This is a genomic window from Streptomyces sp. NPDC004542 (assembly GCF_040610035.1).
In the GTDB taxonomy this organism is placed as follows: Bacteria; Actinomycetota; Actinomycetes; order Streptomycetales; family Streptomycetaceae; genus Streptomyces.
Genome location: NZ_JBEXLP010000045.1, coordinates 27,503 through 49,751, shown reverse-complemented (window position 1 = coordinate 49,751; position 22,249 = coordinate 27,503). Strand labels below are relative to the sequence as shown.

The following is a 22,249-nucleotide window of genomic DNA, read 5'->3' as shown; positions in this document are numbered from 1 at the left end:
GGGGTGCTCATCCGGGAACTGCGGGTCACCCCCATCGCCTTCCGCGACCCCCCGCTGCTCAACGCCGGCGGTGTGCACGAGCCGCACGTCCTGCGCGCCGTGCTGGAACTGACCGTCGCCGACGGACGCGGCGGCCGGGTCACCGGCCTGAGCGAGTGCACCGGCCACTCCTGGCAGCTGGACTGGCTCGAGCTCGTCGCCGAGCGGGTGCCCGGACGGAGCGTGTACGAGACCGGACGGCTCGGCCGGCTCGTCGGGGACCTGCTGGCGGGGCGGGCCGAGGACTGCGACTACTCCCCCGGTGCCTCCTGGCGGCGCTGGGCCGACCGTACGCAGGTGCCCCGATCCCGCGGCCCGGCGCCCGTACCGGCCTCCGCCTTCGACGTACGGCGGGTCCGCTCGGCGCTGGAGGTCGCCTGCCTGGACGCGCAGGGCAAGCTCCTGGGCCGGCCCGTGACCGACCTGCTCGGCGGCCGGCTGCGCGACAGCGTGCCCTACGCCGGGTACCTGTTCCACAAGTGGGCCGAGCACCCCGCGCAGGACGGCCGTCCCGCCGTCCCCGACGCCTGGGGTCCCGCTCTGGACCCGGACGGCGTCGTCGCGCAGGCCCGGCGCATGGTGCGGCGGTACGGCTTCAGGTCGCTCAAGCTCAAGGGCGGTGTCTTCCCACCCGGCCAGGAAGCCGCGACGCTGCGGGCGCTGCGCGCCGAGTTCCCCGACCACCCGCTGCGGATCGACCCCAACGCCGCCTGGACGGTCCGGACGGCTGTGTCCGTCGCCCGCGAACTCGACGGCGTGCTGGAGTACCTGGAGGACCCGGTGGCCGGCGTGGAGGCGATGGGGGCCGTCGCCGCCCGCACGGCCGTGCCGCTCGCCACCAACATGTGTGTGACGTCCAGGGACGACATCCGGCCCGCCCTGGAACGCGGCGCGGTACGCATCCTCCTCGGTGACCACCACATCTGGGGCGGGCTGCGCGCCACGGTCGCCCTGGGCGAGATGTGCCGGGCCGTCGGCTGGGGACTGTCGATGCACTCCAACTCGCACCTGGGCATCAGCCTCGCCGCGATGACCCACGCCGCCGCGGCCACTCCCGGGCTCGGCCACGCCTGCGACACCCACTACCCGTGGAACGCCGACGACGACATCGTCCGGCCCGGCCCCCTGACCTTCGTGGACGGCTCCCTGCCGGTGCCGACCGGCCCCGGACTCGGGGTCGAACTCGACCGCGCGGCACTGGAACGGCTGCACGCCGTCTACCTGCGTCTGGGCCGTGAACACCGCGACGACGGCGGCTACGCGCGCCGCTTTGGGCCCGGCGCCGGCGCCCGCGTCGGGCGGTGGTGAGCGGGCCCGGAGGCGGCGCCCCCGCCGACGCACCCGGCGGCCGGCCGGCCCGGTCCCCGCCGACGAGCGGCCCGGCCGTGCGCGAGCCCCGCGGTACCGGCCGCTCAGCGGCGCTCGACGGCGGCGGTGGAGCCCCGCACCACCAGATGGGTCGGCAGCACCCGCTGCTGCGGCTGCTCCGCGTCCTGTCCCGCGGGCGTGCCCAGGATGCGGAAGAGCAGGTCCACGGCGGCCCGGGCGGCGTGCGCCTTGGGGACGGATACCGTGGTGAGCGGCGGGGCGGCCATCCCCGACAGGGCGATGTCGTCGCAGCCGACGACGCTCATCTCACCGGGGACGCTGACGCCCCGCGCGGTGAAGCGGCTGATCAGTCCGAAGGCGACGATGTCGTTGAAGGCGACGACCGCCGTCGCACCACTGGCGAGCACCACGTCCGCCGCACCGGCGATGCCGCCGTCGAAGTGCGGGGCGACGCTGCCGACCTGGACGATCTCGACCTTCCCGGAGGAGGCCATGGCCTCGATGCCCGCCGCCCGTTCCTGGGCCGTCCAGGTGCTGCGCGGGCCGCCCACGTACGCGATCCGCCGGTGCCCGAGAGCGTGCAGATGGGTCAGCGCGTCGGTCATGCCCTCGGCCAGGTCGGCGGTGACCGAGGCGAAACCGGGCTCCCGGCGGTGCAGCAGCACGATCGGTTTCGGGGTCAGCTCGTGAAGCGAGCCGAGTTCCTCACCGCTCAGGTGGGAGGCGCACAGGACGAGCCCGTCGACCTGCGGCGCGAGGGTGCGGACCGCGTCGAGCTCCAGACCCTCGTCCCGCTCGGCGTCGCTGACGAACACGGCGTGGCCGAGTCCCCTGGCCCGCGCCTGGGCGCCCTTGCAGATCTCCGCGAAGAACGGGTTGAGGAGATCGGGAACGATGACACCGACGTGGCCGGTGCGGCCCGTGATGAGACCGCGGGCCGCACGGTTGGGCTGATAGCCGAGCCGGTCCGCGGCCACCCGCACCCGCTCCCGGGTCGCCTCGCTCACCGTCCCACCGGCCGCGAGCGCCCGGGACACCGTGGACGGGGAGACCCCGGCCGCCTTCGCCACCTCACGAATGGTCACCTGCACCCCGCCGAGGTTGGCACCCCCGCCCACCGCAGTCAATGAAGATCCTTGGGACCGGGAGCCGCGACCACGCAGGACAAGGGCTCCGTCACCTCCCTCACCGCTGCCGCGCGGCACCGGCGGTGGCCGGCCACGACGCCGGCCTCACCGGCTCCGCGACCTCGGCAGGGCCCGTGCCGCCGCGCGCTCGGCTCGAGGACGGGCTGTGGGACCGGGGACGGTCAGGCCGCACCGGCAGCACGCCCCGGCCGTCGCTCTCCCGCAGCCCGGCCACGCCGCAAGGGCGAACGAGACCGTCCTGAAGCCGTCAGGCCGCAGGAGCGGCCTGCAGGACTGCTCCCCGGCCTGCCGACGGGTGCGCCGTGCGGCCGTCAACTGCCATGCAAGGCAAGCTTGTTGACTTCTCCGCGCGACGGCTCCACCATGACCGGGCGGTCATATGACCGCCCGGTCACACGCCAGGAGCGCCCATGCCCACGCCCACCTGGACCCGGCTGTCACCGGCCCGCCGCGAGCGGGTCCTGGTCGCGGCGATGGACGAGTTCGGCACCCACGGCTACTCCACGGGCAGCCTGAACGTGATCGCCCGCGAAGCGGGGGTCGCCAAGGGCTCGCTGTTCCAGTACTTCTCGGGCAAGCTCGACCTCTTCGCCTACGTCGCCGAGCAGACCTCGCTGCGCGTCTACGCCCGTATGCAGCCCTGGCTCGACGGTTACGACGGCAACCGCGACTTCGTCACGCATCTCGTGGACGCGCTGGAGGCCTGGCTCGAGTACTTCGCCGGGCAGCCGCTGGAGCGCGGGGTGGCGGCCGCGACCAACATGGAGATGGACCCGGCGGTCCGTGACGCGGTCAGGCGGCCCGTGAACGCCGTCTACCTGGCCGGGCTCCGCCCTCTCCTGGAACAGGCCGTCGCCGCGGGGGACCTGCGCAAGGACGCCGACCTCGACGCGCTGCTGTCACTCCTGCTGGTGATGCTGCCGCACCTGGCGCTGGTCGGGCATCTCCCCGGCCTGGACGGACCCCTGCCCCTCACCGGGGTCCCTCCCCAGGTCCGGCGCGAGAACCTCGAACGGCTGGTGACGCCGTTGCTGACCGGCTTCAGGGCGGGGGACGAGCGGTGAGGGCGCCCGCCTCACAGGACGCCGCGCCGTCGCGGCAAGCCGCGCACCGGCTCCGTCGCACTCTGCAACACCAGGACGCCACCGCACATCACCGAATACCGGTGGATACCAGCGCACAAAACGGCACCTACCCGCATATCACCACACATCACTGCCCTTACTCCGCAGAAAAGGTGATCTCGTGCTCCGAACACTCCTGCGCTCCCTGACCGCACTGCTGCTGACCGCAGCAGCCGCCTTCGCGCTCGCACCGGCCGCCCACGCGTCACCGCAGGCGGCCTCGATCCAGGCGGCGGATCCCTCCACCACAGGGTCGTACCCCATCGCGTACACCGATCTCACGGTCTCGGCCTCGGGCCGCTCGTACAGCGCCCGGGTCTGGTACCCGGGCACGACGGCCGGGGCCGACGCTCCGGTCGCCGCGGGCACTCACCCCGGCCTCGCCTTCGGGCACGGGTTCTTCCAGGCCATCACCCAGTACGAGAGCCTGCTCAAGCACTACGCCTCCTGGGGGTTCATCACCGTCGCACCCAAGTCCCAGGGCGGCCTCTTCCCCAGCCACTCGGCGTTCGCCGACGATCTGAACGCGGCGCTCACCTGGCTCACCACGCAGAACGGCACCACCGGCTCCCGGTTCGCGGGCGCGGTCGACACCAGCCGGCTCGCCGTCTCGGGGCACTCCATGGGCGGTGGCGCGGCACTGCTCGCCGCCGCCAGGAACCCGGCCGTCAAGTCCGTGTCCACTCTCGCCGCCGCGGAGACCGACCCCTCGGCCGTCAGCGCCTCCGGCGCGCTGAGCATCCCCGCCCAGTACGTCGGCGGCAGCGCCGACAGCATCGCCGGGGTCGCCGGCAACCAGCAGAAGATGTACGACGCCAAGCCGTCTCCCGCCCAACTGCGCGTCATCACGGGCGGGTTCCACTGCGGCTTCGAGGACAGCTCCGGCCTCGGCTGCGACAGCGGGACCATCACCCGGGCCGCCCAGCTGAAACTGACCTACGGCGTCACGACCGCCTGGCTGCTCTACACGCTCGGCGCCGACACCTCCCTCTACGACCAGGTGTGGGGTTCCGCGGCGCAGAACCTGGCGGGTGTGGTGTACTCCGCCAAACCCTGAGCCGAGCAGCTCACCGAGTGGGCGGCGAGGTATGGCCGCCCACCTGCCCGTTGATGATCTGCATGCCGGGCGGCGGCCAGCTCGCGCCGCGGTCCGGGTTCAGGGAGTTGACGAGGACCAGCAGCAACGGCACGTAGATCACGGCGAAGCCGAAACCGGCGGCCGCGCGCAGCGCCATGCGCGCGGAACGCGAGAGCTGCATACCGACGAACCGCTCGGACTGCTGGCCGACGGGCGAGCAGCTGCCCGGCGAGAGCGAGCTGGCCGGGCAGCTCGGCGTGTCCACGGTCACCCTGCGCGAGGCGCTCATGGCGCTGCGGCAGCAGGGGCTCGTCACCACCCGCCGGGGCCGGGGCGGGGGCAGCTTCGTCTCACTGCCCGAGCTCCCGGGCGAGGAGCGCCTGAGGGCCCGGCTGCGCGGCTGGAGCACCGAGGAGCTGCGTGACCTCGGCGACCACTGGGCCGCCCTGTCGGGCACCGCGGCCCGGCTCGCCGCCGACCGCACCGAACCCGGCGACCTCGCACCACTGCGGCGTTCGGTGGAGGAGCTGGAACTCGCCGAGGACGCGGCGGCGCGCAGCCGGGTGTACGGCAGGTTCCACGTGGAGCTGGCGGCGGCCGCGCAGTCCGCCCGGCTCACCCGGGAACAGGTCGCGCTGCAGACGGAGATCGGGGCGCTGCTGTGCCTCGTGCTCGGCGACGACGAATATCGTGAAGAAGTCGCGGAGCGTCACCGGGCCGTACTCTCGGCGGTGCAGGATGGGTCCCACGAAACGGCCCGCACGCTGGCCGAACGGTGCGTCCAGGAGTCGGCGGCGCGGCTCGTCGCCCTGCGCATGACCCTGTAGGGCGGCCGTCCGGTCCCGTCCGCTGGAGTGCGCCATGAGCCAGAGCCCCGGCCTCGTCGGCGCGGCGGCCAGGAAAGCGGCCGGCGCCGCCGAGGAACATGCTTCCGCGCAGGTGGGCGGCTGGCTGGAGGCGGTGTTCGAGTCCGTCGCGCAGACCCGGGCCGACACCGCCGCGACGCTGGCCCGGGCCGCCGCCGAGGGGCGCCGGCCCGCCACCGCCGACCTCGCGGCGCTGCGTCCGGGACTGCATCTGCGGCTGACCCGCGACGCGCTGGTCTCCGGGGCCGGTTTCGTCGCCGCGCCCGGACTCCTCGCGGACGCCCCGGCGTGGCTGGAGTGGTGGCAGACGAACGCCGAAGGGGACGTACGGCCACTGCTGCCCGAACTCGACCCGGACCACTCGGCGTACTCGGACTACACGTACTGGGACTGGTTCGCCCTGCCCCGCGACACCGGGCGGCGGGCGGTGGCCGGGCCGTACGTCGACTACCTCTGCTCCGACGAGTACAGCCTCACCCTGGCCGCGCCGGTGACGGTGGCGGGGCGGTTCGCGGGGGTGGCCGCGGCGGACGTCTACCTGCGGCACTTCGAGGCGGCCGTGCTGCCCCTGCTGCGCCGGCTCCCCGGGCCCGCCCACCTGGTCAACGCCCGGGGCCGGGTGGCGGCCTCCGCGGACCCGGCGCACCTCGCCGGGTCCCTCACGAAGGGGCCGGACTTCGCCGCCGTACTGGAGCGTGCCCGGCCCCGGACGGTCGGCGGAACGCGCCTGGTGCCCTGCCGGGGCGTCCCCCTGGTCCTGGTGGTGGGTGCGCGGTGAGAGCGGTGGCAGGGGCCCGGCCCGGCGCCGTCGGCGACCTGAACGCCGACGGTGCCGGGTCAGGCCTCCGGTGCGGGGACCACCGTCAGATGGCTCTGCGCGGCGCGGGCGCGGCGTGGGCGGCGCGGGGCCGCGGCCGGGCGGCGGGAGTCGCGCAGCACCAGGGTGAGGCGCGTGTAGCCGAGGGCCTGGAGGGTCCTGGGGGACTCCACCACGATCCGGCAGTCGGTGGCACCCCAGCGCGGGTCGGGGTGCAGCAGCGGGCGGACGGCGCCGTCGGGCTCGCCGGCCCCCTCGCCGACGGCGCGGATCCAGTGCGGCAGTCCCTGCCGGAAGGCGGCCTCCATCAGGGGGTCCTGGGCGATGTCCCGGCGGATCGCCTGCAGCCCGTGGTCGTGGGCGCTGCGCTCCCAGGCGGCCTTGAAGTGCGCCAGCATCGGCAGGCACCAGCTCGGCTCGTGCTCTCCGAGCACCGTGGCGGCGTCCGGGTGGAACAGGACGAACCGCAGGAAATTGTCGCCGGGCATCGCCGTCGGGTGCGGTCCGACACCCCGGAAGAGTGTCTCGAAGGCGCTGTTGGCCAGGACGACGTCCCAGCGGTGGTCCACGACGAAGGACGGGAAGGGGCCGGCCTGGAGGAGCGTGGCGTAGTCCTGGAGGTACGCCTGGGCCTCGAGCCCCTCGGGGACGGGCGGCGCCGGCCGCCGCCCACCTGCCTGATGTGCCATCGGGAGGTCACCCCTCTTGCCTATGCGGCCTTCACGCGGCGCCCTGATCCTGCTGCCCCGACAAGAGTGATGTCAACTATCGTGGCATTTCATGTCTGTTGACGGCTGAAATTGGCCACAGTTGTGGCGAGACCTGGATGTGAGTTCGAAGCACCAGCTACTCTCCGGGAAGTTCACGGCAAGCATGCGTGCTGTGCCTCGTGCTGAGCCCCGTGTCGAGCCTCTGAGAGACGTAGGAGATCTGTCGGTGACGGATGGCTACGAGGATCCGGGCGCCACGGCGACCGACCGGCTGCCGGCCGTCGTCGCCCGCGTCAGCGCGCTTGCCGACCGGCTCGGTGTGCCGCACGCGGAGGTCTTCGACGTCAGGCGGCTGTCCGTCGGCTGCGGCGTCCCCGAGCCGGTGGTCAGGGCCCTGCTGGGCGGCAGGCCGGCGGGCGAGCGCGATGTGCAGGCACGGTTCCTGCAGCGCCTGGACCTGCTGCGCCGCACCCGGCTGAAGCCCAACGGGCGGAAGTACACCCAGCAGGAGATCGCCGACGGCGCGGGCATGTCCCGGCAGCAGGCGGGCGCTCTCATCAACGGTGACCGGCGCCCCACGATGGAGCACTGCGACGCGCTGCAGCGCTTCTTCCGGGTACATGCCGGCTTCCTCACGGCGGAGGACCCCGAGGCCCTCGCGGGCGCGCTGCAGCGCACCGAGCAGGAGCTGCTGCAGAAACTCGCCGACCGCGAGCGGGCGGCGGCCTCGGCCGCCGAGGATCCACTGGAGCGGCTGCTGCAGGACCACGGTGTCCGCGGGATCGCCTGGCGGGCCGCGCAGCTGCCCACCGACCAGCACCGCGACAAGGTCGCGGAGTGGCTGGACATGCTCCTGGAGAGCGTCAAGCGCCCCGAGTCGTGACGTCGTGAACCGAGGGAGAAGAGTGGGCATCGCCAGGGAGATGCGCCGCCTGTGCGGCGAGTTGGTCGCCGAGCTGGCCCTTCCCGCACCGGCCCGGCCGCACGACCTGTACACGGCGCTCTGCGACGCGATGAGCCGCCGCCGCGGCCGCCCCGTGGTGTTCCGGGCGGCCGGCTTCCCGCCCGGCACCGCCAGCGGACTGTGGCTCGACATGGCCGACCGGGACCTGATCGTCGTCGAGGAACGCACCGCGCCCGCCCACCAGCTGGTCATCCTCGGGCACGAGCTGTGGCACATGCAGGCCGACCACAGCGGCCACCACGTCGACGGCGTGGGGGTGGCCGCGCGGCTGCTGGACGACGCACCGGACCAGGACGTCCTCGAGGCCACCGTGCACAAGGTCGCCGCCCGGACCCGCTTCGACCTCGCCGAGGAACGGGAGGCGGAGACCTTCGGGCTGCTGCTGGCCAGCAAGTGCCGTACCTGGCTGGCCGGTTCCTCGCTGCGCGGTCCGGTGCAGCGGGACGACGTGGCGGGCCGCATCGAGGCGTCCCTGGGATACCTCGGGCCGCAGGGCTGACCACGCGGCGCGAGGCGGCAGGGCCGGCCACGCGGTGGGGCGGCGTTGTCAGTGGGGGACGGCAAGCTGGAGGCGCGCCGCCGACGTGTGCGGCGTACGCGCTGGCAAGTGCGTGACCTTGACGCCCGACGGGGAGAGCCGACCGATGCCCACCGCCGTACTGACCGACCGCGAGCGTGCCGCCGTCCAGGCCTATCTGCGGTTGCTGCACACCGTACGCGCCGCCCTGGACGGCCCGTCCGACGAAGCCCGTCCCGTCCTCATCCCGCCCGCCGTGCTCGCCGAGGCGGAGCGGGCGCTGTCACAGGCCGGACTCGCCGGCAACGAGGAGCGGTTCTTCCGGCTGCTGCACGACTGGTGCCCGCGGCCCTGACGGCCCTGCCCCGGTGCCGGCCGCACGGCCGGCACCGGCGGCGCACCCCGCTCAGGGGTGCGGTACCACGACCGCCGTGGTGACCACGCCGCGCCTGACGCTCCAACGCCCCTCGAACCGGCCGACGCGGCGGCCGTCCACCCACGGCCCCGGTACGAGGAGTTCGGCGTGCAGGCGGCCGCGGTGGGCCGGCCCGGGTTCGGGGACGATCTCGATGTCGGCCTCGGAGAATTCCAGCCACTGGCCGGTGAGCGGGAACCAGGCCTTGTACACGGACTCCTTCGCGCTGAACAGGATCCGGTCCCAGTGCACGTCGGGCTGGTCCCGCGCGAGCCGGCGCAGCCGGTCGGACTCCGCCGGCAGGAACACGTAGGAGACGACCTCCTGCGGCAGCGGCTCGTGCGGTTCGGCGTCGATGCCGAGCGAGGCCAGGTCGGTGGCGCGGGCCAGGGCGGCGGCGCAGTAGTCGTCGCTGTGGGTCATGCTGCCGACCAGCCCGTCCGGCCAGCGCGGCGCACCGCTCTCACCGGTCAGCACGGGCTGCGCGGGTACGCCGAGCTTCTCCATGGCCAGCCGGGCGCAGGCGCGCACGGCGGAGAACTCGCGGCGGCGCTTGGCCACCGCCCGGGTCACGAGCGCCGCTTCCTCCGGATACAGCGGGGCGTCCCGGAGTCCGTCGTCACCGTGCGCCTCCACGGCCACGACCGAGTCCGGAAGCAGCTCCTCGATCACCGGCTCCGACCTCCATCGGCAGAATGCGGCGCAGCTTTCCCGGCGGTTCCGGGCGCTTGCGCCACTCGCGGGGGTATCCCACGGACACCTCTTCGAAGCGGACCCCGTCGAGCCAGGTCGTCCGTGGGATGTGCAGGTGACCGTAGACCATGGCGGCGACGCGGAATCTGCGGTGCCAGTCGGCGGTGAGCCGGGTGCCGCACCACATGGCGAACTCGGGGTGCCACAGGACGTCCGTCGGGTGCCGGTCCAGCGGGTAGTGGTTGACCAGGACGGTGGGCAGGTCCTCGGGAAGACCGGCAAGCCTGCGCTCCGTCGCGGCGACCCGGGCGCGGCACCAGGCCTCGCGGCTGGGGTAGGGGTCGGGGTGCAGCAGGTACTCGTCGTTGCACACGATGCCGGTGCCGTGCGCGTAGGCGAGGCCCTCCTCCTTGGTGGCGCATCCCTCGGGCAGGTAGGAGTAGTCGTACAGCAGGAACAGCGGGGCGACGGCCACCGGGCCGCCGGGGCCGTGCCACACGGGATAGGGGTCCTCGGGGGTCGTCACGCCCAGCTCGCGGCACACCTCGACGAGGTGCTCGTAGCGCGGGACGCCGCGCAGGGGGAGGGTCTCGCGGGGGTGGGTCCACAGGTCGTGGTTGCCGGGGCACCACAGGACCCTGCCGAAGCGGCCGGTGAGGGTCTCGAGGACCCAGCGGATGTCGGCGACGGTCTCCGCCACGTCGCCGGCCACGATCAGCCAGTCCGCGTCCGTGCCGGGGCGCATCTGTTCGACGAGCGCACGGTTCTCGGGGTACCCGATGTGCAGGTCGCTGATGGCCAGTAACTGCCCGGCCCCGCCGGCCGTCGACTCCACCCTGGCCCCTTCCGATCATGTCCGTCACACCACGAGAACACATTCGCGGTCACTGGACAAGGACAATCCGCGACAGCGCGAAACGCGCCCCGAACGCTTGTTTGTCGAACTCCGTTTCACGGTATCGGCCGGGTGGATGGGCAGAGCCGGTGAATCCGTAACACGCGCGTTGCACGCCGGGCCTCTGGGAAGCCGTATGATCGCCCCAACACCACCGCCACGGACTCCCTTCGCGCAGGGCGGTTCGGTGTCCCTCCCTTCACCCTGCCCGGGCACGGGCCGCTGAGCCCTGCCCGAAAACCCCGAAAGGCGGCCTGCATGCTCTCTCGCGTACGCGTCTGGCTCAACCGCACGTACGCGGAGAACGTGTTCTTCATGGACCAGCTGCGGAGAAATCCCAGCGACCGGGCGGTCGAGATCCATGCCACGCACGGCGACCCCGACTCCCCCGTGCTGGCCGCGGCCGACACCGCGGACCTGGAGCCGGAGGGGCTGTCCCCGGCCGGGTACGTCGAGTACGCCCTGGACCAGTGCGCACGGCGCGGTATCGACGTGTTCGTGCCGCGCCTGCACCAGGCGGCGATCGTGGCGCACCGCGCCGAGTTCGCGGCGGCCGGTACGGCGCTGCTGGCCCCGACGCCCGAGGCGATCGCCGTGTTCGAGGACAAGGCGACCGCGTACGAGGCGGTCGCCTCGGTCGGCGTGCCGGTGCCGCCGTGGCGGCGGGTCAGCTCGGCCAATCAACTCCTGGCCGCTGTCGATGAGTTGGAGGCAGCGGGACACAAGGCCTGCTTCAAGCCGGCCGCCGGTGCGGGCGGCGTGGGCTTCCGGGTGATCACCCGCGCGCCCTTCTCCCTCATGCACCTGAGCGGGTTCCCGGGACCGTACGTGCCGCTGGACACGGTGCTGACGGCGGTGCGGGAGGCCGACGAGCCGGTCGACTGGCTGGTGATGCCGCGCCTGGCCGAACCGGAGGTGTCGGTGGACTGCCTGACCGGCCCCGACAACCGGGTGCGGCTGGCCGTGGGCCGCACCAAGAACGGCCGCCGCCGCGGCTTCACGCTCGACGACCGGTGGCTGGCGCCCGCGCGGCTGATCGCGGAGGGCTTCGGGCTGCACTACCTCTCCAACATCCAGTTCCGGATGTTCGGCGAGCAGCCGGTGCTGCTCGACATCAACACACGCCCGGCCGGCGGCCTGCACCAGCTGTCGCTGTGCGGGATCAACGCCCCCTGGGCGGCGGTGCAGTTGGCGCTGGGCGAGGACCCGGGCGAGATCGAACCGCCGTTCCTCGGCCAGGACTACGCAGTGGTGTCCGGACCGCGTCCGCTGCGTCCGGTGTCGCTGCCGCGGCAGCGCGTGGAGGAGACCGGGGCACTGCTGCCGGCGGTACCCGCACCCGCGGCCGAGCCGGACGCCGGGGTCACCACGGATGCGGGCAGCGGAGTCACGACGGAAGCGGACACCCCCGCGACGGCCACCGCGACGGCCACCGCCCCGGCCTGAGCGGGGCCGGGCCCCGGCCGGGCCCCTGCCCGGACCTTGTCGCACGAAAGCCACGGATCACCCCACCGGTCTGGACCAATCATGGCGTCACCCCTTGACACCGCGATTGGTCCATACCAACTTGGTTGCGCATCGTATTCCGCACCCCCGCACACCCCGTGCACTCCCGAACACCCCCACCGATTCAGGGAGATCGCGTGCGCAACACACTCCGGCGTTCCAGACGCCGCCTCCTCGCCCTGCTCGGCTCCGCGGCCCTGGCGCTCGCCGGGGCCATCGCCCTCCCCGGCACCGCCCACGCTGCCAACCTCCTCACCAACCCGGGCTTCGAATCCGGCGGCCTGTCCCCCTGGACCTGCACCGGCAACCTCGGCTCGATCGTCTCCTCCCCCGTGCACGGCGGCTCCAAGGCCCTTGCCGGCGCCGTGAGTTCCAGCGACAACGCGCAGTGCAGCCAGACCGTCTCCGTCCAGCCGGACACGACGTACACGCTCCAGGGCTGGGTGCGCGGCAGCTACGTCTACCTCGGCGTGAACGGCGGCGCCTCCACCTGGACGACGTCCCCGTCCGCATACAGTCGACTGTCGGTGTCCTTCACGACCGGCGCCTCCCAGACCAGCGCGACGGTCTACATCCACGGCTGGTACGCGCAGGGCACCTACTACGCCGACGACATCAGCCTGGACGGCCCCGGCGGGGGCGGCGGTTCGGACACCCAGGCGCCGACCGCGCCCACCGGACTGAGCTCCACGGGCAAGACCGCCTCCAGCGTGTCGCTGAAGTGGAACGCCTCCTCGGACGACGTGGGCGTGACGGCGTACGACGTCTACAGCGGCTCCAACCCGGTCCTCACCGTCTCCGGCACGTCCGCCACGGTCGGCGGACTCTCGCCGAGCACGTCGTACACCTTCACCGTGAAGGCGCGGGACGCCGCCGGGAACACCTCCGGCGCCTCCGGCGCCGTGACGGTCACGACGGACGCGGGCAGCGGCGGCACCGGCTTCAAGCAGGCCGCGCCCTACCTGTACGAGGGCTGGGGCGATCCCCCGAGCCCGAGCACGGTGATGAGCGCGACCGGCGCCAAGTGGTTCACGATGGCCTTCGTACTGGACTCCGGTGGCTGCAACCCCGCCTGGGACGGCAGCCGGCCGCTGACCGGCGGCGCCGACCAGAGCGCCATCAACGCCATCCGCTCCGCCGGCGGTGACATCGTCCCGTCGTTCGGCGGCTGGCAGGGCAGCAAGCTCGGCGCCAACTGCTCCTCCGCGAGCGCCCTGTCCGGGGCCCTGCAGAAGGTGATCGACGCCTACTCGCTGAAGGCGATCGACATGGACATCGAGAACACGGACGAGTTCGAGAACGAGGCCGTGCAGGCGAGGATCCTCACCGCGCTGAAGACCGTCAAGGCCGACAACCCGGGCCTGAGGACGATCGTCACCTTCGGCACCTCGACCACCGGCCCGACCTACTACGGCAACCGCCTCATCGAGCAGGCCCAGTCGCTCGGCGCGAACATCGACGTCTTCACGATTATGCCGTTCGACTTCGGCGGCGGCTCCGACATGTACGGCAACACGGTGAACGCCGCCGAGGGCCTGAAGGCCAAACTGAAGTCGGCCTTCGGGTGGGACGACGCCACCGCATACACGCACATCGGCATCTCCGGCATGAACGGCCTGTCCGACCAGCAGGAGAACACCACCCCCGCGATCTGGACCCAGATCCGGGACTGGGCGAACTCCCACCACATCGCCCGGCTCGCCTTCTGGGCGGTCAACCGTGACCGGCCGTGCGCGGGCGGCGGCGTGGTGAGCAACTGCTCCGGCATCAGCCAGAACAACTGGCAGTTCACCTCGATCACGGCCGGCTTCACCGGCTGAGCCGTACCGTCAGCGGCGTGGGGGCACCCCGACCGGGTACCCCCACGCCTTCGCGGTGTCCGCCGGCCCCCCGCCGGGAGACCGGGCGCGGATCGGCGCGGGTCAGCCCGCCTCGGCCCGGCCGAGGCGCAGGGTGAGGATCTGGAAGGGCCGCAGCACGATGGTCACCGCGCCGTCGGCGTCGGTCTCCGCGTCCGCCAGCGGTCGTTCCAGCAGGTCGGTCACCTGGGCGCCCGCGAGCGGGAACCCGGTGCGCAGCACGCCCTGGGCACGGCCGCCGCGCGACTCGTACAGTCGGACCACGACGTCACCCGAGGCGTCGTCGGCGAGCTTGACCGCCTCGACGGTGACCCCCTCGCCCTCCACGGACACCACCGGCGCCGGCACCGGAACCGGCTCGCCGGCCGAGTCCGCCACCCGCAGGGGGAGGTTGAGGGCATAGCCCTCGGCGACCGCGTCGGCGATGCTCGCGCCGGGCAGCAGGGAGTAGGTGAAGCGGTGACGGCCCTGGTCGGCGCCCGGGTCCGGGATGCGCGGGGCGCGGACCAGACTGAGGCGGACCGTGGTCGTGGTGCCGCCGTCCTCGCGGACCGTGCGGGAGACGTCGTGGCCGTAGGTGGAGTCGTTGAGGACCGCGACGCCGTAGCCGGGCTCGCCGATGTGCACCCAGCGGTGGCCGGAGACCTCGAAGCGGGCCGCCTCCCAGGTGGTGTTGGTGTGGGTGGGCCGCTGGACGTGGCCGAACTGGATCTCCGCGCTGGAGTGCGGGGCCCGGATGTCCACGGGGAAACCCGCCTTGAGGATCTTCTCCGCCTCGTGCCAGTCGATGTCCGTCTCGAAGTCGACGCGGGGGCTGCCGGCGCGCAGGGTGATCGTCTGGGTGATCTTCGAGCCCTTGCCGAAGGCGCGCTCCACGCGGATCGCGCCGAGCAGGGGGTCCTCCTCGACGACCGTCACCGAGTCCGCGTCCAGCAGGTCGGTGTAGCGGTTCTTGTAGTGCTTGTCGATGTCCCAGGCGTCCCAGTTGTTGGGGAGGTCGGTGTGCAGGCGCAGGAGGTTGCCGCGGTCGGCGAGGACCTCGCGTCGCATACGAAGATCGTAGACGGACGACAGCGTGCCGTCCTCCGCCACCTCCACCCGGACCAGTCCGTTGTCCAGGACCCGGCCGTCGACCGTCACCGGATGCGGCGGCTCGGCGGCCTCGAGGGGCGCGCTGCCGCTCGCCGGCACCTCGACGTACGCCGGTGCGCCGGCAGCCGTACGGACGACCTCCGCCCGGTCGAACGGGCTCGTGTTGAACACGCGGGGGCCGCCGCCCAGCGCGGCCACGGCCTGGCTCGTCAGCTCCTCCAGCTCGGCCGCCACCCGCGCGTACTCGGCCTCCGCCTCGCGGTGCACCCAGGCGATCGACGACCCCGGCAGGATGTCGTGGAACTGGTGCAGCAGCACCGTCTTCCACAGCCGGTCCAGCCTCTCGTACGGGTAGACGTAGCCCGGGGCGTGCAGCGCGGCCGTCGTCGCCCACAGCTCCGCCTCACGCAGCCGGTGTTCACTGCGCCGGTTGCCCTGCTTGGTACGGGCCTGCGAGGTGTACGTGGCACGGTGCAGCTCCAGGTAGAGCTCACCGACCCACACCGGGGCGTCCGGGTACTCCTCCCGGGCCTTGGCGAAGAACGCGTCGGGGTGCTCGATCTCGACCCTCGGGGAGCCCTCCAGGTCCCTGAGCCGCCGCGCCCGCTCCATGATCTCGCGGGTCGGGCCGCCGCCGCCGTCGCCCCAGCCGAACGGGGCCAGGGACCGGGTGGCGTAGCCCTTCTCGGCGTAGTTGCGCACGGCACGGGACATCTCCACGCCACTGAAGCGGGCGTTGTAGGTGTCGACCGGCGGGAAGTGGGTGAAGATGCGGGTGCCGTCGATGCCCTCCCACCAGAAGGTGTGGTGGGGGAACTTGTTGGTCTGGTTCCAGGAGATCTTCTGCGTGAGGAACCACTCGTTGCCGGCGAGCCGCGCGAGCTGCGGGTAGGCGGCGGTGTAGCCGAAGGAGTCCGGCAGCCAGACGCCCTTGGTCTCGATGCCGAAGTGCTCGATGAAGAACCGCTTGCCGTGGATCAGCTGGCGGGCGATGGCCTCGCCGCCGGGCAGGTTGCCGTCGGCCTCCACCCACATGCCGCCGACCGGCGCCCACTGGCCCTTCTTCACCGACTCCTGGATCCGGGCCCACACGTGCGGGTAGTTGTCCCGCACCCACTCGTACTGCTGGGCCTGGGAGCAGGCGAAGACGAACTCCTCGTACTCGTCGGCGAGGGAGGTGACGTTGGAGAAGGTGCGGGAGGTCTTGCGCTTGGTCTCGCGGATCGGCCACAGCCACGCCGAGTCGATGTGCGCATGGCCGACGCCGGAGATCACGTGCGCGCTGGCGTGGGCGGGCTTGGCCAGCACCGGCGCCAGTACGGCGCGCACGTCCGCCGCCGAGCCGGCGATGTCGTCCAGGTCCAGCAGGTCGAGGGAGCGGTCCAGCGCATGCATGATCTCGTGCCGGCGCGGGTCGTGCTCGCCGAGTTCCAGCATCAGCTCACGCAGCACCTGGATGTCGAGGTCGAGGTGCCAGACCTCCTCGTCGAGGACGGCGATGTCGGCGCGGCGGAATGTATACAGTGGACGGTCGCCTGCCGTCAGTACATCGCCGAGCGGTGTCGGAGCCGCGAAGTCGTCCGCCAGGATGTCGGGGTTGGAGGCCGCCTCGACCAGATAGTCGACGGGCTCGCCGCCCGCCGCCGGGTTGCCGATCGGCACGTACTGGTTGAGCGGGTTGACCGCCTTCAGCGGCCTCCCGTCGGTGAGGTGGACCAGGGCCTCGGCCTGGTTGCCCGGCCAGCCGCCCACGAAGCCCAGGTCGATGACCGCCTCGACACGCCGGCCCGCCCACTCGGCCGGCACCTGCCCGCGCATCCGGAACCAGGTCGTCCCCCAGGGCGGACCCCACGGGGTGTCCATCGCGAAGGGCTCGTACGGGGCGGCCGCGGCTTCCTCGAACGGGACCGGCTCCCCCGGCGCCTGCCAGGCCTCGACGGCCAGGGGAACCGTGGCCGCGTAGACCGCGGGCTTGATGCGCTGGCTGTGGAGGCGTTCCACGCGCTCTTCGATCCGGCTGCGTTCGTCGTGCATGAGAGGTCTCCAGGGAGCGGGCGGAGAAGTGGAGGACGGGAGGGAAAGCGCTTTCTCGCCAGAGACTACTTCAGGTACGCCAGGCCAGGATGCACCGCGGTGTCCCCTTCGACCAGGGGCGGGCCACATGCACGGAGCCGACGAGTGGATCCGCGCGAACGCCTTCACGGCCGGGGTGCGCGATCCGGACCCCGCGGCGGGCCTCCCGCTCGACGGCTTTCACCGCGCGGACCAGCCCGGTGGCGTGGCCGGGCGGCGGGTCGACGCAGACCGGGAGGGCGCCACGCCACCCGCGATCCGACGGCCGAGGCCCACCGGGGTGAGCGGGTCGCCGGGTCGGCCGGCACGTCCGTCATCTGCCCGCCCGGGGACCGCGGACGAGGACCGCGGACGAAGACGGTGGACGAAGACGGTGGACGAGGACTGCAGACGAAGATCGCAGACAGTAGACCGTCAGGCGTAGAACCGGGACAGGCTCTGCAGAACGGCGGCGGGCTTCCCGCCGCCGTCGGTCTCGATCGTGCCGTCGACGGTGATCTGCACCCCGCCGGGCACGTCCTCGACCTCCGCCAGCCGCGCCACCAGGCGGATCCGGGAGCCGGCCTTGACGGGTGCGGGGAAACGCACCTTGTTCAGGCCGTAATTGACCTTGGTCGTGACCCCTTGGACGTCCAGCAGTTCGGTGAACAGCGGGATGAACAGGGACAGCGTCAGGTAGCCGTGGGCGATGGGCGCGCCGAAGGGACCTCCGGCCGCCCTCTCCGGATCGACGTGGATCCACTGGTGGTCGCCGGTGGCGTCGGCGAAGGTGTCGATGCGCTCCTGGGTGACCTTGATCCACTCGCTGCTGCCGAGGTCGCGGCCGGCCAGCTTCTTCAGTTCGTCCAGGCCGTTGACGGTGACGCTCATGAGTACCTTGTTCCTTAGGGGAGTCGGTTGCCGTAGCGCTGACGCACCCGGGACTTGAGGAGCTTTCCCGAGGCGGTGCGCGGGAGTTCGTCCGCGATCAACACGGACTTGGGGATCTTGTACTTGGCGAGGTGGCCGGCCAGGGAGGCGAGCACCTCGTCGGGGTCGAGGGCGGCACCCTCGCGGGGCACGACGACCGCGCGCGGCACCTCGCCCCACTTGTCGTCCGGCACCCCGATGACCGCGCACTCGGCGATGCCGGGGTGGGCGAGGAGCCGGTCCTCGATCTCGGCGGGGTAGACGTTCTCCCCACCCGAGATGATCATGTCCTTCATACGGTCGACGATGTACACATAACCGTCCTCGTCGACGCGTGCCGCGTCGCCGCTGCGGAACCAGCCGTCCGCGAAGGAAGCGGCCGACTCCTCGGGCAGCCCCCAGTAGCCGGGCATGACGTGCGGTCCGCGCACCACGACCTCACCGGTCTCGCCGGTGTCGACCGGGGTGAGATCCGGGCGGACGACCCGTACGTCGCTGAAGAAGTGCGGGACGCCCGCCGAACCCGCCTTGCTCACGGCGTGTTCCGCGTCCAGGAAGAGGGTGCCGGGCGAGGCCTCGGTCATGCCGTAGCCCTGCAGGAAGGTCAGGCCGCGCTGCTGATAGGCGGCGATCAGCACGGTGGGGACGGGTGAGCCGCCGCAGGTGAGGATCCTGAGGGAGGACAGGTCCGCGCTCGCCCAGCGGGGGTGCCGGGCCATCTGGTCGAACATGGTCGGCACGCCGAACATGAAGGTGATGCGGTGCCGTTCGATCAGGTCGAGGGTGGCGTCGGGGTCGAAGGCCTCCACCAGGACGCAGGTGCCGCCCTTGAGCAGCACCGGCAGGGTGAGCATGTTGAGGCCGGCCGTGTGGAACAACGGGGCCGAGACCAGGGCGCGTTCGTCGGCGATCAGGTCGTGGTCGACCAGGACGTTGACGGCGTTCCAGGTGAGGTTGCCATGGGTGAGCATCGCGCCCTTGGGGCGGCCGGTGGTCCCCGAGGTGTACATGATGAGGCAGGTGTCGTCCGCGGTGACCGGTTCGTCGATGGCGTCCGACGGTGCGGCGGCCACCGCCTCCTCGTACTCGGCGCCGACCTCGACGTAGGTCCGTACGCCGGTCTCACCGGGCAGCCCCGCGACGAGCCCGGCGTGGCCGGGACCGTACACCAGGGCCTTGGCGCCGGAGTCGGCGAGCTGGTAGGCGATCTCGGGGCCGGCGAGGCGGGTGTTGAGGGGGACGAAGACCGCGCCCAGGGTGCCCGCGGCGAACAGCGTCTCCAGGTACGCGGGGTGGTTGGGCCCGAGGTAGGCGATGCGGTCGCCGCGGCGGACGCCCCGGGCGCGCAGGGCGTGGGCCAGGCGCGTGGTGCGTGTATGCAGTGTGCGGTAGTCGGTGGACCGGTCACCGTGTACCAGGGCCGTGCGGTGCGGGGTCTTGCGGGCCCGGCGGGCGGGCCACGACCCCAGTCCCTCATTGCGCATCCGACGCCCCCTTCACGGTGTGGTCAGCCCGAGCAGGCGGGCGGCGTTCTCCTTGAGGATCTTCGGCCGGACCTCGTCCTTGACCGGCAGCTTCCCGAAGTCGGCGAGCCAGCGGTCGGGCGTGAGGACGGGGAAGTCGGAGCCGAAGAGGACCTTGTCCTTCAGCAGCGTGTTGGCGTACTGCACGAGTTGCGGCGGGAAGTACTTGGGCGACCAGCCGGACAGGTCGATGTGCACGCCCGGCTTGTGCGTGGCGACGGCGAGGGCCTCGTCCTGCCAGGGGAAGGACGGGTGCGCCAGGATGATCTTGAGGTGCGGGAAGTCGGCGGCGACGTCGTCCACGTGGAGCGGGTTGGAGTACTTCAGCCGGATCCCGCCCCCGCCGGGGACTCCGGCGCCGATGCCGGTCTGGCCGGTGTGGAAGAGGGCGATGGTGCCCGTCTCCTCGATCACCTCGTACAGGCCGTACGCCGCCGAGCGGTCGTCGGGGAAGAAGCCCTGGATGCTGGGGTGGAACTTGAAGCCCTTCACCCCGTACTCCTCGACGAGGCGGCGGGCCTGCCTGACGCCCGCCTTCCCCCGGAAGGGGTCGATGGAGGCGAACGGGATCAGTACGTCCGCGTTGGCGGCCGCGGCCTCGGCGACCTCCTCGTTCGGGACGGGCGGGGTGCCGGTGGCGGACTCGGCGTCCACCGTGAAGATCACGGCGGCCATCTTCCGTTCGCGGTAGTAGGCGGCCGTCTCCTGAAGGGTCGGCTTCCGCTTGCCTTCGACCTTGAAGTAGGCGGAGGAGGCGTCGTGCAGGTCGTCGTCCAGGGAGGAGTGGCCCTTGGCGGACACCTCCGCGTGGGTGTGGACGTCGATGGCGAGGAGTTCCTCCACGTTCAGGGCGAGGTCCATCACGCCTCCGGGAACTGGGGCGCCGGGATGCCGACGGTCTGCGGTTCGGCGCCGACCGTGCCGGCCCACGCGTCGGCCAGGGCGCCGGGGGTCCAGCCGCCGTCGGCGTAGGCCGCCCTGATCTCCTGCGGATGCGACCAGAGTGCCACCTTGTCGCCGCCGATGCCGATGGCCTGGCCGGTGATGCCGCGCGCGGCCCGGGAGGCGAGGAAGGGGACGAGGGCCGCGCAGTCCTCGGGGGTGCCGAAGCCCTCGCCCTTGCGCAGGAAGTCCGGCAGCGGCTCGCCGTTCCTCATGGCCTCGACGTACGGGGCGAAGGCGGGGATGGTCTCGGTCATGGCGGTCGCGGCGACCGGCACGATCGCGTTGACGGTGATGTTCGCGCGGGCCAGCTCCATCGACCAGGTACGGGCCATGGCGGCGATGCCGGCCTTGGCGGCGGCGTAGTTGGTCTGGCCGAAGTTGCCGCGCTGGCCCGCCGGGGAGCCGACCAGGATCAGGGTGCCGCCCTCGCCCTGCTCGCGCATGCGGACGGCGGCGGCCCGGGCACAGGTGAAGGTCCCCTTGAGGTGGGTGGTGATCACCGCGTCGAAGTCCTCGTCGGTCATCTTCCACAGCACCTTGTCGCGCAGGATGCCCGCGTTGGTGACCAGGACGTCGAGCCTGCCGAACTCCTCGACCGCACGGCCGACCAGCCGGTCGGCGGCCTCGGCGGTACCGACCGGCACCACCTCCGCCACGGCCGTGCCACCCGCCTCGGTGAGGGACTTCACGGCCTGCCCGGCCACGTCCTCGTCGATGTCGTTGACCACCACGGACGCCCCGTGGGCGGCAAGGGCGTGGGCGTAGGCGAGGCCGAGGCCCCGGCCGCTGCCGGTGACGACGGCGGCCTTGCCGGTGAGATCGATGCTGGACACGGGTGGGTCCCTTCCCGAGGCGGTGCGGCGCCGGGCGATGCGGTGCCGTGGCGGTGCCGCGACTTCGAGATAGAAGCTAAGAGCAATAATTGTTGACGTCAATAGTTGTCCCGAACCTATGGGTACGGCATGCTGGCCTGCGTGGACCGGACGACATCCGGGCCGGCCGAGACGAGGGAGACCGCCATCACCCGCCAGCACGCCACGAACCCCAGCCTCGACGCGCACGAGCCGTGGATGCGCGGCCTGCACGCCGACACCGGCTACCTGCTGTACCGGCTGGGGCTGCGCTCCGGGCAGTTGTTCAACGCCTTCCTGCAGGAGTCCGGCCTGCGTCTGCGCCACTACGCGCTGCTGCGCTTCCTCGCCACCTGCGACGGCGCCCTCCAGCGGGAGCTGAGCGCACGGCTCGGCTACGACCCGAGCGCGATCGTCGGCCTGGTCGACGACCTGGAGAAGCTGGGCTTCGCCGCGCGCCGTCCGGCCCCCGACGACCGCCGCAGCCGCATCGTCGTGCTCACCGCGGCGGGCCGGGTCTTCCTGCGGGACACCGACGAGGCGGGCCTGCGCGTCACGGGGGAACTGCTGGCCCCCCTGGATCCGGCCGAGCGGGAGACCCTGCACGCGCTGCTGCTGCGGGTCGCCGAGGACCGGCTCTCCTGAGGCGCACCGCCGGAATCTGAGCCGGACCGCCCGAAAGGGGCACTCGGCGATGACCGTCCGTTCCGCGGCGACGGCGCGCTGCCGCCCGTCCCCCGGCTCCGGGCCCATATGCGGCTTCATCGCGTGAACTCTCCTGCGGCGGAGGGACTTTCCCTGCTTCAAGTCTTGACGACCGCAGGGGCGGAGAGCACATTGGCCGCACCCTGAGAGCGCTCTCACGCGCACCCGCGCACCACGACTCCGTACCCGAG

General features: G+C 72.4%; 19 protein-coding genes and 3 pseudogenes. 11 read left to right on the top strand and 11 right to left on the bottom strand.

Annotated elements, in window-relative coordinates:
* Window positions 1-3: 3 nt before the first annotated feature.
* Complete coding sequence (locus tag ABZX30_RS23565; protein ID WP_355936469.1) at window positions 4-1,347, top strand: enolase C-terminal domain-like protein; 1,344 nt, start codon at window positions 4-6, stop codon at window positions 1,345-1,347.
* A 104-nt stretch (window positions 1,348-1,451) separates the two neighbouring features.
* Here the strand turns inward: ABZX30_RS23565 and ABZX30_RS23560 are convergent, their stop codons facing one another.
* Window positions 1,452-2,486 carry a LacI family DNA-binding transcriptional regulator gene (locus ABZX30_RS23560; RefSeq protein WP_355936499.1) on the bottom strand — a complete coding sequence of 345 codons (1,035 nt, stop codon included), beginning with the start codon at window positions 2,484-2,486 and terminating at the stop codon, window positions 1,452-1,454.
* Window positions 2,487-2,926: 440 nt separating this feature from the next.
* Here ABZX30_RS23560 and ABZX30_RS23555 point away from each other — a divergent pair, with 440 nt between their 5' ends.
* Window positions 2,927-3,580 carry a TetR/AcrR family transcriptional regulator gene (locus tag ABZX30_RS23555; protein WP_355936466.1) on the top strand — a complete coding sequence of 218 codons (654 nt, stop codon included), beginning with the start codon at window positions 2,927-2,929 and terminating at the stop codon, window positions 3,578-3,580.
* 181 nt (window positions 3,581-3,761) lie between these two features.
* Window positions 3,762-4,697 carry an alpha/beta hydrolase gene (locus ABZX30_RS23550; RefSeq protein WP_355936464.1) on the top strand — a complete coding sequence of 312 codons (936 nt, stop codon included), beginning with the start codon at window positions 3,762-3,764 and terminating at the stop codon, window positions 4,695-4,697.
* 61 nt (window positions 4,698-4,758) lie between these two features.
* On the opposite strand, the pseudogene ABZX30_RS23545 reads toward ABZX30_RS23550, so the two are convergent.
* A pseudogene (locus tag ABZX30_RS23545) lies at window positions 4,759-4,899 on the bottom strand (ABC transporter permease); the annotation flags it as partial.
* Between the two features lie 12 nt (window positions 4,900-4,911).
* Between ABZX30_RS23545 and ABZX30_RS23540 the strand changes: the two are divergent.
* Together ABZX30_RS23540 and ABZX30_RS23535 are read left to right on the top strand one after the other, a co-directional pair.
* A pseudogene (locus ABZX30_RS23540) lies at window positions 4,912-5,545 on the top strand (FCD domain-containing protein); the annotation flags it as partial.
* A 34-nt stretch (window positions 5,546-5,579) separates the two neighbouring features.
* Window positions 5,580-6,362 carry a cache domain-containing protein gene (locus ABZX30_RS23535; protein WP_355936461.1) on the top strand — a complete coding sequence of 261 codons (783 nt, stop codon included), beginning with the start codon at window positions 5,580-5,582 and terminating at the stop codon, window positions 6,360-6,362.
* Window positions 6,363-6,421: 59 nt separating this feature from the next.
* Here ABZX30_RS23535 and ABZX30_RS23530 read toward each other — a convergent pair whose 3' ends face one another.
* Entirely contained in the window at window positions 6,422-7,090 is a 669-nt protein-coding gene (locus ABZX30_RS23530; protein WP_355936458.1) for a hypothetical protein, read from the bottom strand.
* A 247-nt stretch (window positions 7,091-7,337) separates the two neighbouring features.
* Between ABZX30_RS23530 and ABZX30_RS23525 the strand changes: the two genes are divergently transcribed.
* From ABZX30_RS23525 to ABZX30_RS23515, 3 genes are all read left to right on the top strand, one after another.
* The gene (locus ABZX30_RS23525; protein WP_355936455.1) at window positions 7,338-7,994 is read left to right on the top strand and encodes a helix-turn-helix transcriptional regulator; all 657 of its coding nucleotides are present in this window, start codon (window positions 7,338-7,340) and stop codon (window positions 7,992-7,994) included.
* A 40-nt stretch (window positions 7,995-8,034) separates the two neighbouring features.
* On the top strand, window positions 8,035-8,574 hold the full coding sequence (locus tag ABZX30_RS23520; RefSeq protein WP_355936496.1) for a toxin-antitoxin system, toxin component: 540 nt from the start codon (window positions 8,035-8,037) through the stop codon (window positions 8,572-8,574).
* A 145-nt stretch (window positions 8,575-8,719) separates the two neighbouring features.
* Complete coding sequence (locus ABZX30_RS23515; RefSeq protein WP_355936452.1) at window positions 8,720-8,947, top strand: hypothetical protein; 228 nt, start codon at window positions 8,720-8,722, stop codon at window positions 8,945-8,947.
* 51 nt (window positions 8,948-8,998) lie between these two features.
* On the opposite strand, the gene ABZX30_RS23510 is transcribed toward ABZX30_RS23515, so the two are convergent.
* Both ABZX30_RS23510 and ABZX30_RS23505 read right to left on the bottom strand, forming a co-directional pair.
* On the bottom strand, window positions 8,999-9,679 hold the full coding sequence (locus ABZX30_RS23510) for a 4'-phosphopantetheinyl transferase superfamily protein (protein ID WP_355936450.1): 681 nt from the start codon (window positions 9,677-9,679) through the stop codon (window positions 8,999-9,001).
* Window positions 9,627-10,535 carry a metallophosphoesterase gene (locus ABZX30_RS23505; RefSeq protein ID WP_355936447.1) on the bottom strand — a complete coding sequence of 303 codons (909 nt, stop codon included), beginning with the start codon at window positions 10,533-10,535 and terminating at the stop codon, window positions 9,627-9,629. Before ABZX30_RS23505 ends, ABZX30_RS23510 begins: the two co-directional genes overlap by 53 nt.
* Before the next feature lie 318 nt (window positions 10,536-10,853).
* On the opposite strand from ABZX30_RS23505, the gene ABZX30_RS23500 reads away from it, so the two are divergent.
* Together ABZX30_RS23500 and ABZX30_RS23495 are read left to right on the top strand one after the other, a co-directional pair.
* Complete coding sequence (locus ABZX30_RS23500) at window positions 10,854-12,041, top strand: ATP-grasp domain-containing protein (protein WP_355936444.1); 1,188 nt, start codon at window positions 10,854-10,856, stop codon at window positions 12,039-12,041.
* A gap of 197 nt (window positions 12,042-12,238) precedes the next feature.
* A complete protein-coding gene (locus tag ABZX30_RS23495) occupies window positions 12,239-13,921 on the top strand; it encodes a carbohydrate binding domain-containing protein (protein WP_355936442.1) in 1,683 nt (560 codons plus the stop codon).
* A 102-nt stretch (window positions 13,922-14,023) separates the two neighbouring features.
* Here ABZX30_RS23495 and ABZX30_RS23490 read toward each other — a convergent pair whose 3' ends face one another.
* The 6 genes and pseudogenes from ABZX30_RS23490 to ABZX30_RS23465 all read right to left on the bottom strand — a co-directional run bounded on the left by ABZX30_RS23490 (window position 14,024) and on the right by ABZX30_RS23465 (window position 21,335).
* A complete protein-coding gene (locus tag ABZX30_RS23490; RefSeq protein ID WP_355936439.1) occupies window positions 14,024-17,086 on the bottom strand; it encodes a glycoside hydrolase family 38 C-terminal domain-containing protein in 3,063 nt (1,020 codons plus the stop codon).
* Window positions 17,087-17,151: 65 nt separating this feature from the next.
* Window positions 17,152-17,369: pseudogene (locus tag ABZX30_RS23485) on the bottom strand (6-phospho-beta-glucosidase); the annotation flags it as partial.
* Window positions 17,370-17,539: 170 nt separating this feature from the next.
* Window positions 17,540-17,995 (bottom strand): MaoC family dehydratase, encoded by a 456-nt coding sequence (locus ABZX30_RS23480; RefSeq protein WP_355936436.1) that lies wholly within the window; start codon window positions 17,993-17,995, stop codon window positions 17,540-17,542.
* Between the two features lie 14 nt (window positions 17,996-18,009).
* A complete protein-coding gene (locus ABZX30_RS23475; RefSeq protein ID WP_355936433.1) occupies window positions 18,010-19,518 on the bottom strand; it encodes a long-chain fatty acid--CoA ligase in 1,509 nt (502 codons plus the stop codon).
* A 12-nt stretch (window positions 19,519-19,530) separates the two neighbouring features.
* Window positions 19,531-20,406: an amidohydrolase family protein gene (locus ABZX30_RS23470; protein ID WP_355936494.1), complete on the bottom strand. Its 876-nt coding sequence runs from the start codon at window positions 20,404-20,406 to the stop codon at window positions 19,531-19,533.
* 11 nt (window positions 20,407-20,417) lie between these two features.
* Window positions 20,418-21,335 carry an SDR family oxidoreductase gene (locus ABZX30_RS23465; RefSeq protein ID WP_355936431.1) on the bottom strand — a complete coding sequence of 306 codons (918 nt, stop codon included), beginning with the start codon at window positions 21,333-21,335 and terminating at the stop codon, window positions 20,418-20,420.
* A gap of 237 nt (window positions 21,336-21,572) precedes the next feature.
* Here ABZX30_RS23465 and ABZX30_RS23460 point away from each other — a divergent pair, with 237 nt between their 5' ends.
* Window positions 21,573-21,998, top strand: a complete 426-nt coding sequence (locus ABZX30_RS23460) for a MarR family transcriptional regulator (RefSeq protein WP_355936491.1) — start codon at window positions 21,573-21,575, stop codon at window positions 21,996-21,998.
* Window positions 21,999-22,249 lie beyond the last annotated feature (251 nt).